The following is a 16,266-nucleotide window of genomic DNA, read 5'->3' on the forward strand; positions in this document are numbered from 1 at the left end:
GAGGGCACCGGACGGCCGGCACGAGAAGCATGCCACTGCCAACGTGCAAATTGCAGAGCTGTGCGATCACCAACGCGGTACTGAGTGACCACGCGAACACGGTCGCGTAGGGTCAGTTCCCCCGCTGAGTATGCAGTGCCTTGTAGAGCCGCAGCCGCGCCGGAAGTTCCGTGCGGCCGGCGATGCCCAGTTTCGCGTACACCTTGAACAAATGATTGTCCGGAGTGCGGTGCGAGACCACGAGCTGATCGGCGATCGCGCGGCTGGACATGCCCTTGGCCGCCATCTCCGCGATCTCCAGCTCGCGCTCGGTGAGCGCGGCCATGCCCAGGCTGAGCGCGGGCGTCTGGACGCCCTCACAGTGGGCCAGCAGGTCCGCGAGGCGGAAGGCGATCGCGTCGCTGGGTTTGATCTGGTACGCCTGAGCCGCCGCCTCGGTCGCGTAGAGCATGAGCCGCAGCCGGCCGTATTCCTCCACGACCGACTTGAGCTCCGTGACGTCGCCGGTGAGCAGGGCGTGCGTGTGGCGCGCGGCGGCCTGGGCCAGCGGACCCTCCACCTTGGACGCCAGTTCGGCCATCCGGTCGCCGATGTCGGAGTCGGCGAGCCCGGCCCGGGTCAGCGTGTGCAGCGCCAGCACTTCGAGCGCGGAGAAACCGTTGCGGCGCAAGTCCCCGATGAGATCGTCGGCCGCCGCCCGGGCCGCCTCCATGCGGCCGGCACTCGCGTCGACCTGTACGCGGGCCAGTCCCACCCACGGCAGGTGGTTCTGCCGGGCGCGAGTCAGCGTCCGCTCCGCCTCGGCGAGGTAGTCCTCGGCTGCGCCGTCACCGTTGACCGCGGCGCACTGCGCCAGCTCGGCGTAGACGGCGGGCAGGAAGATCCGGCCACCGGTGTGCAGATGAGCGAGCGCGCCCTGGGCGAGTCGCTGCGCCTGCCGGGTGTTGCCGAGCAACCGCAACGCCTGGGCCCGGTTGAGCACCTGCTGGCCTTCGAGCACCGGGAAGAACTGCACCGCGGTGGAACCTGGCTGGTCCAGCGCACCCTGGATGTGGGTGACGTCCCCGGCGAGCAGCGAGGCCTGGCCGAGCGTGTACTGGATCGAGTTGCTCAGGTACGGCATCTCCGGGATCAGGGCGAGACTGCTCCGCTCCATCGGCGCGACGGTACGCAGCGCCATCACCGGTTCGCCGCGCCAGGCGCGCATCGCCAGTTGCAGTGTCACCGCGAACTGCTTGGCCGCCGCCGACGAGTACGGGTCGGCGTTGATGTCGGCCAGCAGTTTGTCGAGATCCTCGTAGAACCCGTAGAACATCCGCTCGGGCGCGATGTGCGCCCGGATCCAGGCGCGCGTCGTCGGGTCGGTGACCCGTTCGATGGCCGTGTCGAGGACGGCGAGCGGGTCGGAGTCGTCGATCGCCGTCATCTGCTGCACGCTGCGGGCGACCGCGATCCGGGCCACCTCCCAGTCGCTCGTATGCTCCTGCGCCGCCTCGTCCAGCAGCTCGAGGGCCTTCTGCGGATCGCCGTTGAGCCCGACGGCGGTCGCGAACAACTCCTGGGCCGAGAAGCCCGCGCCGGCGTTGCTGGCGGCCTCGGCGAGCCGGGCGGCCAGCCGTGTGTCCAGGTCGGCGAAGGCCAGCCCGGCGGCTCGCAGCAGTTGCATCGGGTCGGTCGCGGTCCGGCTGTCGAGCCGCAGTACGGCCACTCGCAGCAAGTCCTGCCGACGCCGGGCACCCGTCGACTCGATCAGCTCGGCGAGCTGCGCCCGCCGTTTGTGCGCCCGGGTCACGCTGATGCTCTGCCGCAGCACCTCGCCGTAGATCGGGTGGGTGAGGCGTACGTTCTGGCGCTTGCCGTCCTCCAGAATCCGGATCAGCAGCGAATCCTCGGCCTCGGCGACCGGGCCCTCGCCGCACTCGCGCTGGATCAGGCTCAGGCCGATCGGCTCACCGAGCGCCACCAGTTCCAGTACTTTGCGTACGGGTTCTTCGAGGCGGCCGATGCGTTCGTCGACGAGCTGGTTGAGCGCGGGGTCGGTGGGCAGCTTGCCGCTCCACGTCCAGCTGCCGTGCTCCTGACTCAGCTCGGCGGTGCCCTCCAGACTCGTGAGCACCTCGCGCAGCAGCAGTGCGTTGCCCTCGGTGATCTGCCACAGCCGAGTCGCGCTCGCCTGCTGCACCGGGCCCTGCAACACCGTGCCGAGCAGCTCGGTCGTCTGCTGCTCGTCGAGCGCCTTGACCTCCATCCGGTCGACGAGGTCGTCCTTCCAGAGGGTGCTGATCGCCTCGGGCACCGGAGTCTCCGAGCGGTGGGTCGCGATCAGGGTGGCCGCTCCGCTGCGGCACGCGTACAGCACGACGGTGGCGCCCAGCGGATCGAGCAGGTGGATGTCGTCGACGACGAGAATCGTCGGGTGGTCGCCGCCCTGCGCGCGGATGGCGTCGAGCGCCCAGCGCAGCAGCAGGGTGGGGTTCGCGCCCATGGGCGGGGTGGGTGGCAGGATCTCGGCGAACGCGCCCAGCGGAAGGTTCGCCGTCGCCGCCGTCGCGGCCGCCGCCAGATACGGATACCGGTTACGGTCGAGTTTGCTCAGCACCTCGCGCAGCAGCCGACTCTTGCCGACGCCGGCGGCTCCACTCAGGACCACGCCGCGCGGGGTCTGCACGGTCACCGATTTCAGCACCGCGTCGCGCTCAGCGTGGCGACCGACAAATTGCCACGGTTCGCCCACCGGTGCAGAGTACCGACATTAGAGATCCTTGGGTTCGTCCGTTCGTATGGACATTCCGGTCAGTTCAAATGCGGTAACACGGCGTGTCGACCTTGACCGATAATCGGGTCCATGCCGGTACGCCGTCAGATCGTCGTCGCGCTCCTTCTCGTCGTCTGCGGCATCGGCGTACTGGCGCTGCCGGCCGGGCTCGAAGGCCCGCAGGTGATCCGCTTCGGGCCCGGCCACGGGCCGTCCCTTCTGGATCTCGCCGGCATCGTGCTCCTGACGCCGGGCGGCCTCTGGCTGCTCTACCTGATCTTCAGCCGGCTCGCCGCGGCGCGACTGCCGGGCGGCGCGCTCTTCGGCGTCGGCGCGGGCTTCGGCCTAGGCCTCGGCCTGACGATCGCCTCCGTCTTCGCGGACTTCGCCGCCTGGTGGATCATCGGGCTGTCCCTTGTCACCCTGATCGAGTTCTTCTTGATCGCCGGCGTCTGGAGGCGCGCGTGAGCACACAATTCGGTGAGGTCGCCGATCTCTACGACGAAGTACGCCCGCAACTCCCGGCGGAGTTGGCGGAGCTTGTCCTCGCCTACGCAGGAGATATCTCAAGCGCCGTCGAGGCGGGTGCCGGCACCGGCAAGGCGACCGTCTTGTTCGCGGGACGCGGCTTCCCGATCACCTGCGTCGAACCCGATCCGCGGATGGCGGCCGTCCTGGACGACCGAGTGCCCGAGGTCGCGATCGAGGTGGCGAAGTTCGAAGACTGGCAGCCACCGGCCGGTGGAGTGTCGCTGCTCTACGCGGCGCTGGCCTGGCATTGGTTCACCCCGGTCGTCCGCGCTCAGCACGCCGAACGGGCGCTGGCTCCCGGTGGCACGCTCGCCGTCATCGCCGCGCGTTCGTCCTACGCCGACCCCGACGTCAAGGCGGCGATGGAGCCGCTCTTCGGCCCGGACAAGCCTCGCCCGCCGATCTCGGGCTGGGGTGTCGACGAACTGCGCGATCACACGAACCTCACCGACATCGAGGTACGCGTCCTCGACCGGATCGACCCCGCGACGCCGGAGCGCTTCGTGGCGCTGCACGAGACGACGTCGTGGTACCGCATGCTTCCGGAGGCCGAGCAGAGGGCGAAGCTGACTGCGATGCGCGAGATCACGACCGCGTACGCCGATCGCCTCGACATGACGATCCACAACACCCTGATCCTGGCCCGCCACATTTGACACACCACCCTTCGTTACGAGACCATTGAGACGCTGACGGCATTAGCCGAAGGAAGTGGACCCGGATGGTCACCGGACGGTGGGCAACCGGGTCTTGCGCTATCTCGGCTTGTGCTATCTCACTGTGAAATCCGGTTTCACTTCGACGACCACTGCGACGACGTCAGTGACGCGCGTATGCCATGAGCGTCCTGCTCCAACAGCCCAAGCGACGGCATCCGACACCCACAGCAACGGCTCCTCGAAACTCCGAAGATGCTCGTAAGTGAACGTCGGAGCCATGCCGATGTCGCGGGCGGCCAGATAGATCAGCCGTCGGTCCCGGTGATCCATGGTTTCGCACGCGTCCAGCACCAGCCGCGTCATCGCAGTCGACTCGTCGACTAGCAACTGCCGAAGACACCCCATCCGAGCGGCGATTTGGTTCGGATCGTCACACTGATAGACCGTGGCCTGAATCCTGAGCTTGGTGATCTGGTCCAGGAGGTGCCGTCGACGCGCATCCTGCTCCCGCTCGAAATGCAGCCGCCGTTGCGAAGGCAGGCAGAGCCGCCGGAGTGCTCGCCGGGTTGCGTCCAGCGATGCCGGATCGACCTTTACCGCGCAGAGCAGATACGAGCGTCGCACCGATTCGTCCGCGAATACGTGACAAGCCACGTGCACGGTCTACTCGGGACGGATTGCCACGTCAATTCAATGTTCAGTAAGACCAGGACGTGTCACGCGGTGTAATCACACTCCCGCATTCGGTGACAAGAATGAGATTCTGTTCGGCGGTGGTGTTCTCTGCTCTCATGGGGCAACCCAGATGGCCTTTGCGTGAGCACGCCTGGGTCTGGTATGTGCGCGATGCCGCATTCCACAATGGAATATGCGGTATGAGTGAGCGCGATATCCCGGGATAACGCTGCTAAGAATGCGCGGATAACCGCATTATCGCGGGATAACGCGCGGCGCAACGAACGCGCGGCGCAACGAAGCGCAGCGCAAGCGAAGGATCTAGGCGGCGACGGTGCGGAAGGTCGCCCGGTACGCCTGAGGAGTGGTCCCGAGCCGTTTGGCGAAATGGTGCCGCATGGCGGCGGCGTCGCCGAATCCGCAGCGGACGGCGACGGCGTCGATCCCGAGGTCGGTCTGTTCGAGGACCTGGCGGGCGAGCAGGATCCGCTGGGTGGTGAGCCAGTCGTGTGGCGTGGTGCCCGTCTCGGCCTTGAACCGCCGGGCGAACGTCCGCGGTGCCATGTACACCGTGGCCGCCAGCGATTCCACGCTGTGCGTACGGCCGAGGTTCTCGGAGATCCACTGGAGCAGCGGGCTGAGCGTCGGCGCGTCGCGTTCTTCGGGGAGTGGGATGTCGACGAACTGGGCCTGGCTGCCGTCGCGGTGCGGTGGGACGACCATGCGGCGGGCCAGTTTGGTGGCGAGTGCCGTGCCCTGCTCCCGGCGTACGAGGTGGAGGCAGAGGTCGATGCCCGCGGCGGTGCCTGCGCTCGTGAGTAGGTTGCCGTCGTCGACGTAGAGGACTCGGGGATCCACTTCGGCCAGCGGGAAGCGCCGTTGCAGTTCGTCGGCGTACTTCCAGTGGGTGGCGCAGGCTCGTCCGTCGAGGAGGCCGGCCTCGCCGAGCAGGAACGCGCCCGAGCAGACGGACAGGACGATCGCGCCCCGGTCGTGGGCGTCGCGGAGGGCTGCTGCGGCGGCTTCGGGGACGACGGAGTCGATCGGGTGGGCCGGGACCGCCACGAGGTCGGCGTACGCCAACGGGGTCAAGTCGGCGTGCGGGGTCAGCTCGAACCCCGACCGTGTACGCACCGGGCCGCCGTCCACACTGCACACCTGGAACTCGTACGGCGGGAAGCCGTCGTCGGTCCGATCGGTGCCGAAGACCTCGCAGATGGTGCCCAGTTCGAAGGCGGCGATCTGGTCGAGGGCCAGCACGGCGACCTTCTGCAGCGGCATGTGACCCAGGCTACCGCGATAGTGGCAGGATTTCGAGGTGGGCGGTCAATCCGGCCACTGTATGCGGAAGCATTCAGGCGGGAGAATTGTTGTCACAAGGGTTCCCACCTCACCGAATGGACGGTTTTCGTCATGTTGTTCGTCCTGATCACGACGGTCGTCGTCACCATCGCCGGGCTCGCCGGCTGGACGGCCGACAGCCGGGACGGCCAGCGCTGGTACCCAGTTTCCCGCTGACCCGGTCCCCAGGCACAGCCCCGAACGGGGCGGCGCGCGCGATGATGTGCGCGTGATCTACCGCCGCCGGATGACGGCCCGGAGCGCCGACGAGGCGCATCGGGCCGCCACGCCCCTCGAACTCTTCTTCGACCTGTGTTTCGTGGTCGCCGTCGCCCAGGCGGCCGGCGTCCTGCACCACGACCTGGTCGACTGGCACGCCGGCCACGCCGTCGGCAACTACCTCTTCGTGTTCTTCGCGATCTGGTGGGCCTGGATGAACTTCACCTGGTTCGCCTCGGCGTACGACACCGACGACGATCCCTATCGCCTGCTCACCCTGGTGCAGATCGCCGGTGCGCTCACACTCGCCGCCGGGGTGCCCCGGGCGTACGCCGGGGACTATCTGGTCATCACGCTCGGCTACGTGATCATGCGACTGGCCATGGTGACGCAGTGGTTGCGGGCAGCCAAGGCTGATCCGGAACACCGCACAACGGCGATCAGGTATGCCGTCGGCATCACCGTCGTGCAGATCGGCTGGGTCGCGCGGCTGCTGCTCGACCAACCGGCATACCTGTATGTCGGGCTGGGACTGATCGTCGGCGAACTGCTGGTCCCGGTGTGGGCCGAGCGGGCGCGGATGACGACGTGGCATCCGGGGCACATCGCCGAGCGCTACGGCTTGTTCACCCTCATCGTGCTCGGCGAGGCCGTGCTGGCCGCCACCATCGCGATCCAGACCGCCGCCGACGAGAGCCACGGCGTCGACGCCGACCTGCTTGTACTGGCCGGCAGTGGACTGCTGCTCGTCTTCAGCCTGTGGTGGCTCTACTTCGACCAGACCGTCCAGCGCATGCTGCGCTCGCTGCGTACGGCGATCGTCTGGGGCTACGGCCACTACTTCATCTTCGCCTCGACCGCCGCCATCGGCGCCGGGCTGTCGCTGTCCAGCGATGCGCTCGGCGGGCACGCCCATGTGACCAACCTGCAGAAGGGATTGGCTGTCGGCGTACCCCTGGCTATTTGGCTGATCGCGGTCTGGTGGTTGCACGTGTGCCCACTGGTGCGCGGACCCGCCGCCGCGGCCTCGCCGGTGGCCGCGGTGCTGGTGGTGGCGGTGGCCTGGACCCCGGTGGCGGTGCCGCTGATGGCCTTGATCACCGCGGTGCTGGCGGTGATCACGACCTGGGCGGTCCGAAGATTGACGTGACTATTCGACGCTGGGTTTCATTCAACGCTGGGTGCCAGATACCCGGCTGACGCGCACGCCTCATCGCGCTCGGCCCGGGTCGCCTCCTCCCGGGCGAGCAACGTGACGAACTCGGTGAGCTGGGCGGTGTCCGGCACCGCGGACGCGTTCTCCAGGAACTCCGCGAGCTGCCGGGCGGCCTTGGCCGACTCCTTCGCGGCCTGCCGGGCGCGATGCAGGTGGCCGATCTCTTCGACGGTCATGTCCTTCACGTTCCCACGACCGTGCGGCGTATGCGCCCGAATGGCATGATCATCCGATGCCGCCCACGATCACCATCGGTGACATCGAGATCATCATGCTCGAGGACGGGTCCGGCCCGTTCTTCTCACCGCGGGAAGAGGTCTTCACCGCCACGCCCGAGCAGTGAGCCGCCGCCGACGCCTTCGATCCGGGCGCGCGTACGGCGGACGGTCAGTGGTTCTTGCGGTTCCGGTGCTTCGCGCTGCGGCGGCCCGACGGCCGAGTCGTGCTGGTAGATGCGGGGATCGGCCCGGCCGACGCGCCCTCGGCGTCCTGGGCGCCGGTCCCGGGTCGGCTTCCGGAAGAACTCGCGGCCGCGGGCATCGATCGGGACGATGTGGAGACCGTCGTCCTCACCCATGTGCATACCGACCACATCGGGTGGGCGGTCACCGCGGGCACGCCTTACTTCCGCAACGCGCGCTACCTGCTGCAATCGGCCGACCTGCCGCGTTTCGCCTTCACCGGCGAACTCACCGCCGCCGGTCAGCTCGATCTGCTCGACGGCGACTCACGGCTCGCGCCCGGCATCGAGGTCATCGCCACTCCGGGCCACACGCCCGGTCACCAGTCCGTGCTCGTCCACGACCGGCTCCTGGTCACCGGCGACCTACTGGTCCACGCGCTACAACTGCTTCAACCAACCATCGAGTACGCACACGAGATGGATCCTGCGTTGGCGCGTACGTCCCGGCTGGCCGCGTTCGGCAAGCTCGGCGCGGCGGGCAACCTCGCCACCCCGCACTTGTCCGAACCGTTCGTGCGGTTGCCCGAATCCTTGGCACACTGAGGTTCATGAGCGACTTCGCCGAACGGTACGTGACCCTGGACGATCCGCTGCGGGCGTACGACGACGTCGTGGAGGCGGTGCGACTGCTCGCCGATCGCACCTCGCCGGACCAGTACGCCGCCCCGACGCCGTGCGCCGACTGGACGGTGTCGGACATTCTCAATCACCTCGTGGAGACGCTGGACCGCTACGGTTCGCTGGCCCGGGGCGTACCGCCGGTCGAGGGAGAAGCCTGCGTCTACGACAACCCGGTCGAGATGTTCCCGGCGATGGCCGCCTCGACCCGGGCCGCCTTCGCCGCGCCCGGCTACCTCGACGAGGTCGCCCCGACGCCGATCGGCCTGCAACCGGGTCGCAGCGTGGTGCAGCACGTCGTCAACGAGCTGATCGTCCACGGCTGGGACCTCGCCCAAGGCACCGGCCAGGGCAGCGACATCGCCCCGGCCTGGGCCGGCCCGGCCCTGCGCAGCTGGGAGGTGTTCTTCGCCGAGTACCCCCGCGAGAACCTGACCTTCAACTTCGCGCCTGAGCAGCTCCCGCCGTCCGGTGCGACCCCGGCCGACCGGGTCGCGGCGTACCTGGGCCGCCGCGCGGCCTGATCACGCTGGAGGACGCTGTAGTAGCGTCGCGGGGTGCCTGAAGGTCATACGATTCACCGGCTCGCCGCCCGGCACGCGGAGTTGTTCGGCGGGCGGCCGGTGCGGGTGAGCAGTCCGCAGGGACGGTTCGCGGCGGGTGCGGAGCTGATCTCGGGGGGCGTGCTGCGCCGGACCGAGGCGTACGGTAAGCATCTGCTGCACCACTATGACGATCAAGGCGACGACGATCGCGGCGTCGGGCACACCTTGCATGTGCATCTCGGCTTGTACGGCGTCTTCACCGACGGTTCCGGCACCGCGCCGGAGCCGGTGGGCCAGGTACGCCTCCGGCTCGAGTCGGCGGAGCACTGGCTGGACCTGCGCGGACCGGCCGCGTGTGAGCTGCTCGATCCGCCCGAGGTCGAGGCGCTGAAGAAGCGGCTGGGCGCCGACCCGCTGCGCGACGACGCCGACCCGGAGGCGGCGTACGCCCGCATCCGGCGGAGCTCGACGGCGATCGCGGCGCTGCTGATGGACCAGAAGACCGTGGCCGGCTGCGGTCTCGTGTACGCCTGCGAGGTGCTCTTCCGCGCCGGAATCGAGCCCACCCGCCCCGGTACGCAGATCACCCCGCACGAGTGGGCCGGGCTCTGGAAGGATCTTCAGGAGCTCATGCGGGAAGGCGTCCGCCGGGGCCGGATCGACACAGTTCATGCCACTCATCTGCCCGAGGCGATGGGCCGCGCGCCGCGTGTCGACCGCCACGGTGGCGAGGTCTACGTCTATCGTCGGGCAGGTCAGCCCTGCTTGCTGTGCGGCACCGAGGTACGCCGCGGGACGCTCGCCGCGCGCAACTCCTACTGGTGTCCGCGCTGCCAGGTGGGAACCGCCGCCGGGTCTTGACCGTCCCAGGCTCATGAACGGAACTCGCTTGCTCCTTCCGCTGCTCGCGGCCGTGCTCGTAGCGGGCACCGGCTGCGCGAAGGCCGACCTCGGCGCGCCCGGTGACACCGGCTCCACGGGGTCCTACGCCGCTGACGCGGCCGTCGTCCAGGTCTCCTACCTCGGTGGCTTCGTCTCGCCCGACATGCTCGTCACCCGCCTGCCGCTGGTCAGCGTGTACGGCGACGGCCGGGTCGTGACCGAGGGTCCGGTGATCGCGATCTATCCCGGACCGGCTCTGCCGAACGTCCAGGTGGCGCAGATCTCGGTGGCCGATGTGGACAAGCTCGTCCAGCTCGGCGTCGACGCGGGGGTCGGCGCGAACGTCGATTACGGCCGGCCGGGGATCACCGACGTGCCGGACACGAAGTTCGCGGTGCTCACGCCGTCCGGGATCAAGACGAGTCAGGTGTACGCCCTCGGCGAGGCCGACGGCCACGGTCTGACCGATCCGCAGATCGCGGCGCGAGCGAAGCTCAAGGCGTACCTGGGTCAGCTGACCGACCTGCCGAAGACGCTCGGCAAGGACGCGGTCTCGGAGTCCAAGCCGTTCGAGCCGAAGGCGCTCGCCGCCGTGTCCCGCCCGTGGATCGCCGACGCCAGCGGGGTCGGCCAGCAGCCCGAGGTGGCCTGGCCCGGTCCGGCGCTGCCGGGCGAGCCGGTGCGGCCCGGTTTCGACCTGGGCTGCGTGACCGTCACGGGTGACCAGCTGACCGCGACGCTCGCCGCCGCCCGGAAGGCGAACACTGCCACGCCGTGGACGTCGGAGGGCAAGCGCTGGTCGGTCGCCTTCCGGCCACTGCTGCCGGACGAGGCCGGCTGCGCCGATCTCAAGGGTTGATCTTCACGACTGAGCCGATCTTCGGCATGAGGCGGGAGTAGGCCGGGCCCGGCCGGGGTAGTTGGGCGGAATGACCGTCATGCCCGGCCGGGCCGAGTCGTACTGGATGGCTTCCACCGAGGCGACCGGCTACCCGGCGCTCAGCGAAGACATCCAGGTCGACGTCGCCGTGGTGGGGGCCGGCGTCGTCGGCGTCAGTACCGCGTGGGAGCTGGCCAAAGCCGGTCGCTCGGTGGCGCTGCTGGAGGCCGACCGCATCGTCGCGAACACCACCGGTTACACCACCGCCAAACTGACCTCTCTGCATACGCTGATCTATAGCCGGCTCACCGCTGACCTGGGTTCCGAAGCGGCACGCCTGTACGCGTCGTCGCAGCAGGACGCGATCGAGCACGTCCGCGACGTGGTCGGACAACTGGGGATCGACTGCGACCTGGAGACACGGCCCGCGTACACCTATGTGACCTCGGAGGACGGGGTCGACGCGGTCCGGGCGGAAGCCGAGCTGGCGCTCGACGCCGGGCTGCCGGCTCAGTTCGTCACCGCCAGCACGCTGCCGTTCCCGATCGCGGGCGCGGTGCGGGTGGACGGGCAAGCCCAGTTCCATCCCCGCAAATACCTGCTCCGGCTCGCCGCCGACCTCGTCGCCAGCGGCGGGCAGATCTTTGAGCGTACCCGTGTGATGGGCGTGGAGGAGCGTGACACCTGCCGGGTGACCACGGAGACCGGCCACACCGTGACCGCGCGTGACGTGGTCGTGGCCACCCACTACCCGGTGTTCGACCGCGGACTGCTGGTGACGCGCCTGATTCCGCAGCGTGAGCTGGTCGTGGCCGGGGTGATCGCGGAGAGTGACGATCCCGCGGGCATGTTCATCACGCAGGAGGACGACACCCGTTCGGTACGCACGGCACCGCTGGGCGGCGGGCGCCGGTTGGTGATCGTGACGGGCGAGAAGTTCGCACTGGGCAGCTCGGGCGTCACCGATCGGCTGTGGAAACTGGTCGGCTGGACGCGCCGGACCTTCGATGTGGAAGACATCACCTATCACTGGGCGGCGCAGGACAACACGAGCACCGACGGCGTGCCGTTCGTCGGGCCGCTGCATCTCGGCGCGGCGCACACCTGGGTCGCGGGCGGGTTCGGCGGCTGGGGGATGAGCAACGGCGTGATGGCGTCCCGGTTGCTCACGGCCCTCATCACGGGTGTCACGCCGCCGCCGTGGGCGGAGTTCTACACACCGAAGCGCGTGCACCTCCTCGCCGAAGCGCCCGCATTCGTCAAGAACAGCGCGTATGTGGCGAAGGAATTCGTGGCCGGCCGGTTCCGACCGTCTCATGTGGACGGTGTGGACGACGTCGCTCCCGGGCAGGGCGCGGTGCTGCGCGTACACGGTCAACGGTGCGCCGTCTATCGCGACGACGACGGGAAGGTGCACGCCGTCTCCGCCACCTGTACGCACCTCGGCTGCACCGTCGGCTTCAACGACGCCGAGCGTACGTGGGACTGCCCTTGTCACGGGTCCCGGTTCGATGTGGACGGCAACGTTCTGCACGGTCCCGCTGGGAGCTCGCTGGAGTCTCGCGACGTTTCCTGACTCTCCCGGCTTTCGATCGGCTGCACATCACGGTTACGCATGCTTCCGACCGCCCCGGTGGGGTGCAGATCACGGTTACGCAGGCTTCCGACCGCACTTTTTGCCTGCGTAACCGTGATCTGCAGCTAACGTCCGCCCTGCGCTACGCGGCGGCGAGCCGAACCCTAAGCGCCGGCATCAGCCGAACGAGAGCGACAGCGCCGAGCATCCCGGTGAGCGCAGAGGTCCACCACACCGCAGCCGGCCCGACGGTGGCGAAGAGGAACGTGGTGAGGACCGGGGCGGCGAGCCGCCCGAGCGAGCCGGCCCAGATCATCGCGCCCTGGTAGCGACCCTGAGCGTGAGCCGGGGCGAGGTCGGCGGCGATGCCGCCGGACACGATGCCCGCGGTGACTTCCCCGACCGACCAGATCACGGCGCTCAGGGCGTACGCCGTCGGAGTGTGAGCGAGCCCGGTGGTGCCGATGCCGACCCCGACGACGACCCAGGACCAACCCATCACGTGCAGCCGCCCGAAGCGTGCGAGTCGCGGATACAACACCGGTTGCAGCACTACGACGAGGACCGCGTTGACGACCGCGACTACACCGAACACCGCCGGGCTCAAGCCGTCCAGCCGGATCGACAGCGGGATGGCGTACTCGGTGAGGCTGTAGACGATCTCCTGGGCCAGGGAGAGCCCGATGAAGATCACCATGAGCCGGTCGGCCAGCAGTACGCCATAGCCGCCGCGTTCACTGGTGCGCCTGGCGGCGGCGACCCGCGGCAGCAGCGTAGCGGCGATCACGGCGAAGACAAGGCAGGTGACCGCGTCGATGGCGAACAGGAGGGCGTACCCGTGGGCCGCCAGGAACCCGGCCATCGTGGCCGCGCCCGCCGTCCCGATGTTGAAGACCCAATGCATCAGGCTGAACGCCCGCGTACGCCGTTCGCCCTGCACCGAGCCGGCGACGAGAGCGTTGGCGGCCGGCGGATACAGCTTGCCGGTGAGCCCGACGAGCACGGCAGCCGCGGTCATCAGGGCGATCGTCGGCGCGACGTAAAGTGCGCCGAGCGCTGCCGGAGCTGCCACGAGCCCCAGGATCAGGGCTGAACGTGGTCCGATCCGGTCCGCGAGCCAGCCGCCCGCCACCGAACCGGCAGCGCCGCCGAGCCCGAGAGCGATCACGATGGTGCCGGTGGCGGCGGTCGAAACGCCCTTCGAGCCCAGGAAGAAGACGAGGAAGGGCACCACCATAGTGCCGATCCGGTTGGCGAGCGTACCGGCGGCGACGATCCAGAATGTGCGGGGCAGATCGCCGAACAGGCTGGTGCGGGGGGCGGGGATGGTGCTGGTTGCCATGATCGTAGCCTCGGGCCATCCGCCGGGCTGGAGTACTGTTTTAGTCCGAGCTGAATGTTGGAGGTCGTGGTGCTCACGCTGGAGTTCTCCGCCGGGGACGTGGCCCGGATTCGGTTCGCGCTGTCCTGCCTCTGGGAGGCCGCGTCGAGCTACCACGTGCTCCAGGCCCCGGAGAACCATGTCGTGCAGCGCCCGTGGGTCGCCCGGGTCCAGCCGCGCGTACAGGCGGCGGGTCTAGGTCCCGGCAGCTTGCTGTCCGCTCTCATTCCGCCCGGTCCGCGCTACATGCCCGATTTTCTGACCCCACCCTCGGCCACGCTCGCCCCGAGCATCGCGGAGGAGGTCCAGGTCCTTCTCGCCACGCCTCATGATGTCGTACGCACAGAGCTCGACCTGGTTGAGTGGCCCCGCAACGCAGCAGCCCAGGCCCTGTACGACGACCCGGCGACGGGGCTGCGGCGGCTGGCCGACGAGATCACGGCGTACTGGGACATCGCGCTCGCCGAGCACTGGCCGCGGATGAAGGCGCTCTTGGAAGCGGAGGTCTTCCACCAGGCCCGGCTGCTCGCCCAGGAGGGCGCCGCCGGTCTGCTCAACGGACTGCACGATGCCATCGGCTGGCAGGACGACACGTTGTCGGTCGCCCACAAGATGTGCGGGGGCGAGATCCCGTTGACCGGCAACGGATTGCTCATCGTCCCGGCCGTGTTCGTCTGGCCCGCGGTGCGTACCGTCACGTCGGCCGAGAACCCGCAGTTGGCGTACCCGGCGCGGGGGATCGCAACGCTCTGGGAGAGCGCCGCCGCCGCACCAGCCGCGCTCGCGGCAGTCCTCGGCCGCAGCCGCGCGCAGCTCCTCGTCGAACTGGCCGCGCCACTGTCCACAACAGACCTAGCTCGCCGGACGGGAATGTCGGCCGGCGGAGTCTCCCAGCATCTGACGGCGCTGCGGGCCGCCGGTCTCATCACCGCACACCGAGCCGGCCACGCCGTTCTGAACATGCGTACGCCCGCCGCCGACACGCTGCTGGCGGCGGGCGTCGCCTGACGTCATGGATGAGGCTGGGCCACGAGTAGCGGATCGTGGGATGCCGCGACGGCGAGGCTGTCGGGCATGACACTGGAGATCACCCGGAACTGTTCCGGATCGAACGACTCGTACGCGGCCCGCGGCGGCTGGGGGACGAAGTCCGGCTCGGTGAGGACCGACAGCGCCTTGCGAAAACCCCGGGCGATCGCCTTTCCTTGTTTCCGGACGTCCGTTCTCGCTCTTTCCAGCTGCCTGAGCAGCTCGTCGACGATCTCGTCCGGGCTTGACCCGGAGACCGTCAGCGCTTTGTCCGCCGCCATCAGGCCGACAACGGCATCCTTGGCGCTGGTGATGATGGCGCTTTCGATGACGACTTCGGCGGAGGCTTCGGCGGCAGCCGTGCCGGCCGCGGCCACCGCCGGTGCGGCGATGCCGGCCGTCAGCATGGTCGCCGCGACGCCGGCCACGACTCCGGCGGCGATGAGATTCGCGTCGTGCTGAGCCTGTTCCTTGGTACGCCAATAGGCCTTGAGTGTGTCGATGGTCGCGTCGGCGATGCTGATCGCGTCTTGGCGCGCCTTCGCGATCAAGTCGACGTAGGCGGCGTACAGCGCACCCACCTGCTCGAGGACTGACTGATGCACGGTGGCCGACCACCATACGGCGTCGAGATGGCGTTTGAAGGCGTTCGCCGCGGTGCCCTCCCAAGCGGTGAGCCGGCCGCTGATCTTGGCGAAGTAGAGCGTCTGCGCCTCGTACAGCTCTCTGCCGGCCTTCACCAGATCGCTGCTGACGTCAGCGGCGTCCTCCGGATTGGCCGTGTTGAAGTAGTACTCGAAGGCCTCCCAGACTTCGGCCGGGTCCCGGTGGGGCATCTTGATGAAGCGGGCTTCGGCGAGGTCGTCGCCGTCGCGCAGCTCCTCGTCGTCCTCGTCATAGGCGAGACCGGCCCAAGCGATCTGGACGAGTTCGTAGACCTTTCGCGACAGCTCATCATGGAAACTCATGAGTCCGGCTCCCAGGGAAGAAAGCGATCGTGTGCGACCGCGTCATGGACGGCCTCGTCGCTCAATTCGTCGGCGGTACGCCGATCGCGGCTGCCGAAACTCTCCTCGGCCAGCTCGCGCTGCCGGCCGATCCGAGTCTCCTCGGCCGCACGGCCGCGCGCCTGATCCGTGAGCCCCTGCAGATTTGCCGCCTGGCTCTGATCGGCTCCGCCGTAGCGGGAGTGCACAGTGCGCAACGCCTGCGCGGTGGCCTCGATCACCTCGGCGAGCTGTCGCAACGAATGGCGCAAACCATCGTCCCGCAACGCCTCCCAGGCTTGGTCGGGTTCGATGAACAGCCGCCTGTTGCGTAATCCATCGCAGCCCGCGACCAGAAGCTCGGCCCGGCCGACTTGATCGGAGGCGGGCGGTAGCTGGTAGTACGCGACCTCGGCCAGGTTGCCGAGTTCGACCTGAAACTGATCCATTGACATCATCCGATTGTCACATCGGACGCCGCCGTGGCATGTGCCAACGGTGGCGTCCGAT

16 protein-coding genes are annotated in these 16,266 nt (G+C 68.7%); 9 read left to right on the forward strand and 7 right to left on the reverse strand.

Features of this window, described 5'->3' with window-relative positions:
- Nucleotides 1–112 precede the first annotated feature (112 nt).
- A complete protein-coding gene (locus HOV77_RS25045; protein WP_290865711.1) occupies nucleotides 113–2,734 on the reverse strand; it encodes a LuxR family transcriptional regulator in 2,622 nt (873 codons plus the stop codon).
- A 111-nt stretch (nucleotides 2,735–2,845) separates the two neighbouring features.
- Between HOV77_RS25045 and HOV77_RS25050 the strand changes: the two genes are divergently transcribed.
- Together HOV77_RS25050 and HOV77_RS25055 are read left to right on the forward strand one after the other, a co-directional pair.
- Nucleotides 2,846–3,223, forward strand: a complete 378-nt coding sequence (locus tag HOV77_RS25050) for a hypothetical protein (RefSeq protein ID WP_290865713.1) — start codon at nucleotides 2,846–2,848, stop codon at nucleotides 3,221–3,223.
- The gene (locus tag HOV77_RS25055) at nucleotides 3,220–3,942 is read left to right on the forward strand and encodes a class I SAM-dependent methyltransferase (RefSeq protein ID WP_290865715.1); all 723 of its coding nucleotides are present in this window, start codon (nucleotides 3,220–3,222) and stop codon (nucleotides 3,940–3,942) included. The genes HOV77_RS25050 and HOV77_RS25055 overlap by 4 nt, the downstream gene beginning before the upstream one ends.
- Nucleotides 3,943–4,056: 114 nt before the next feature.
- Here HOV77_RS25055 and HOV77_RS25060 read toward each other — a convergent pair whose 3' ends face one another.
- Both HOV77_RS25060 and HOV77_RS25065 read right to left on the reverse strand, forming a co-directional pair.
- Entirely contained in the window at nucleotides 4,057–4,569 is a 513-nt protein-coding gene (locus HOV77_RS25060; RefSeq protein WP_290865717.1) for a hypothetical protein, read from the reverse strand.
- Between the two features lie 372 nt (nucleotides 4,570–4,941).
- The gene (locus HOV77_RS25065; RefSeq protein WP_290865719.1) at nucleotides 4,942–5,901 is read right to left on the reverse strand and encodes a helix-turn-helix domain-containing protein; all 960 of its coding nucleotides are present in this window, start codon (nucleotides 5,899–5,901) and stop codon (nucleotides 4,942–4,944) included.
- Nucleotides 5,902–6,190: 289 nt separating this feature from the next.
- Between HOV77_RS25065 and HOV77_RS25070 the strand changes: the two genes are divergently transcribed.
- Nucleotides 6,191–7,330 carry a low temperature requirement protein A gene (locus HOV77_RS25070; RefSeq protein WP_290865721.1) on the forward strand — a complete coding sequence of 380 codons (1,140 nt, stop codon included), beginning with the start codon at nucleotides 6,191–6,193 and terminating at the stop codon, nucleotides 7,328–7,330.
- Between the two features lie 17 nt (nucleotides 7,331–7,347).
- Here HOV77_RS25070 and HOV77_RS25075 read toward each other — a convergent pair whose 3' ends face one another.
- Entirely contained in the window at nucleotides 7,348–7,572 is a 225-nt protein-coding gene (locus HOV77_RS25075; protein WP_290865723.1) for a hypothetical protein, read from the reverse strand.
- A gap of 221 nt (nucleotides 7,573–7,793) precedes the next feature.
- Here HOV77_RS25075 and HOV77_RS25080 point away from each other — a divergent pair, with 221 nt between their 5' ends.
- The 5 genes from HOV77_RS25080 to HOV77_RS25100 all read left to right on the forward strand — a co-directional run bounded on the left by HOV77_RS25080 (nucleotide 7,794) and on the right by HOV77_RS25100 (nucleotide 12,360).
- Entirely contained in the window at nucleotides 7,794–8,402 is a 609-nt protein-coding gene (locus tag HOV77_RS25080; protein ID WP_290865725.1) for an MBL fold metallo-hydrolase, read from the forward strand.
- Nucleotides 8,403–8,407: 5 nt separating this feature from the next.
- A complete protein-coding gene (locus tag HOV77_RS25085; RefSeq protein ID WP_290865727.1) occupies nucleotides 8,408–9,001 on the forward strand; it encodes a TIGR03086 family metal-binding protein in 594 nt (197 codons plus the stop codon).
- A gap of 33 nt (nucleotides 9,002–9,034) precedes the next feature.
- Nucleotides 9,035–9,883, forward strand: coding sequence for a DNA-formamidopyrimidine glycosylase family protein (locus tag HOV77_RS25090; RefSeq protein WP_290865729.1), 849 nt, complete (start codon nucleotides 9,035–9,037; stop codon nucleotides 9,881–9,883).
- A gap of 13 nt (nucleotides 9,884–9,896) precedes the next feature.
- Nucleotides 9,897–10,763: a hypothetical protein gene (locus HOV77_RS25095; protein ID WP_290865731.1), complete on the forward strand. Its 867-nt coding sequence runs from the start codon at nucleotides 9,897–9,899 to the stop codon at nucleotides 10,761–10,763.
- Nucleotides 10,764–10,833: 70 nt separating this feature from the next.
- Nucleotides 10,834–12,360, forward strand: a complete 1,527-nt coding sequence (locus HOV77_RS25100; RefSeq protein ID WP_290865734.1) for an FAD-dependent oxidoreductase — start codon at nucleotides 10,834–10,836, stop codon at nucleotides 12,358–12,360.
- Nucleotides 12,361–12,502: 142 nt separating this feature from the next.
- Here HOV77_RS25100 and HOV77_RS25105 read toward each other — a convergent pair whose 3' ends face one another.
- On the reverse strand, nucleotides 12,503–13,702 hold the full coding sequence (locus HOV77_RS25105; protein ID WP_290865736.1) for an MFS transporter: 1,200 nt from the start codon (nucleotides 13,700–13,702) through the stop codon (nucleotides 12,503–12,505).
- Nucleotides 13,703–13,756: 54 nt separating this feature from the next.
- Between HOV77_RS25105 and HOV77_RS25110 the strand changes: the two genes are divergently transcribed.
- Nucleotides 13,757–14,749, forward strand: a complete 993-nt coding sequence (locus tag HOV77_RS25110) for a DUF5937 family protein (protein ID WP_290865738.1) — start codon at nucleotides 13,757–13,759, stop codon at nucleotides 14,747–14,749.
- A 2-nt stretch (nucleotides 14,750–14,751) separates the two neighbouring features.
- On the opposite strand, the gene HOV77_RS25115 is transcribed toward HOV77_RS25110, so the two are convergent.
- Together HOV77_RS25115 and HOV77_RS25120 are read right to left on the reverse strand one after the other, a co-directional pair.
- Nucleotides 14,752–15,738, reverse strand: a complete 987-nt coding sequence (locus tag HOV77_RS25115) for a hypothetical protein (RefSeq protein ID WP_290865740.1) — start codon at nucleotides 15,736–15,738, stop codon at nucleotides 14,752–14,754.
- Nucleotides 15,735–16,205 carry a hypothetical protein gene (locus tag HOV77_RS25120; RefSeq protein WP_290865742.1) on the reverse strand — a complete coding sequence of 157 codons (471 nt, stop codon included), beginning with the start codon at nucleotides 16,203–16,205 and terminating at the stop codon, nucleotides 15,735–15,737. Before HOV77_RS25120 ends, HOV77_RS25115 begins: the two co-directional genes overlap by 4 nt.
- Between the last annotated feature and the right edge of the window lie 61 nt (nucleotides 16,206–16,266).

Origin of the sequence: Hamadaea sp. (assembly GCF_013362815.1) — a bacterium.
Classification (GTDB): Bacteria; Actinomycetota; Actinomycetes; order Mycobacteriales; family Micromonosporaceae; genus Hamadaea.

What these genes read in the sequence shown, in the direction of transcription:
- HOV77_RS25065 (WP_290865719.1), bottom strand. Translation starts at nt 5,901, where the DNA reads ATGCCGCTGCAGAAGGTCGCCGTGCTGGCCCTCGACCAGATCGCCGCC.
- HOV77_RS25110 (WP_290865738.1), top strand. Translation starts at nt 13,757, where the DNA reads ATGTTGGAGGTCGTGGTGCTCACGCTGGAGTTCTCCGCCGGGGACGTG.
- HOV77_RS25120 (WP_290865742.1), bottom strand. Translation starts at nt 16,205, where the DNA reads ATGGATCAGTTTCAGGTCGAACTCGGCAACCTGGCCGAGGTCGCGTAC.
- HOV77_RS25075 (WP_290865723.1), bottom strand. Translation starts at nt 7,572, where the DNA reads ATGACCGTCGAAGAGATCGGCCACCTGCATCGCGCCCGGCAGGCCGCG.
- HOV77_RS25100 (WP_290865734.1), top strand. Translation starts at nt 10,834, where the DNA reads ATGACCGTCATGCCCGGCCGGGCCGAGTCGTACTGGATGGCTTCCACC.
- HOV77_RS25105 (WP_290865736.1), bottom strand. Translation starts at nt 13,702, where the DNA reads ATGGCAACCAGCACCATCCCCGCCCCCCGCACCAGCCTGTTCGGCGAT.
- HOV77_RS25115 (WP_290865740.1), bottom strand. Translation starts at nt 15,738, where the DNA reads ATGAGTTTCCATGATGAGCTGTCGCGAAAGGTCTACGAACTCGTCCAG.
- HOV77_RS25085 (WP_290865727.1), top strand. Translation starts at nt 8,408, where the DNA reads ATGAGCGACTTCGCCGAACGGTACGTGACCCTGGACGATCCGCTGCGG.
- HOV77_RS25095 (WP_290865731.1), top strand. Translation starts at nt 9,897, where the DNA reads ATGAACGGAACTCGCTTGCTCCTTCCGCTGCTCGCGGCCGTGCTCGTA.
- HOV77_RS25050 (WP_290865713.1), top strand. Translation starts at nt 2,846, where the DNA reads ATGCCGGTACGCCGTCAGATCGTCGTCGCGCTCCTTCTCGTCGTCTGC.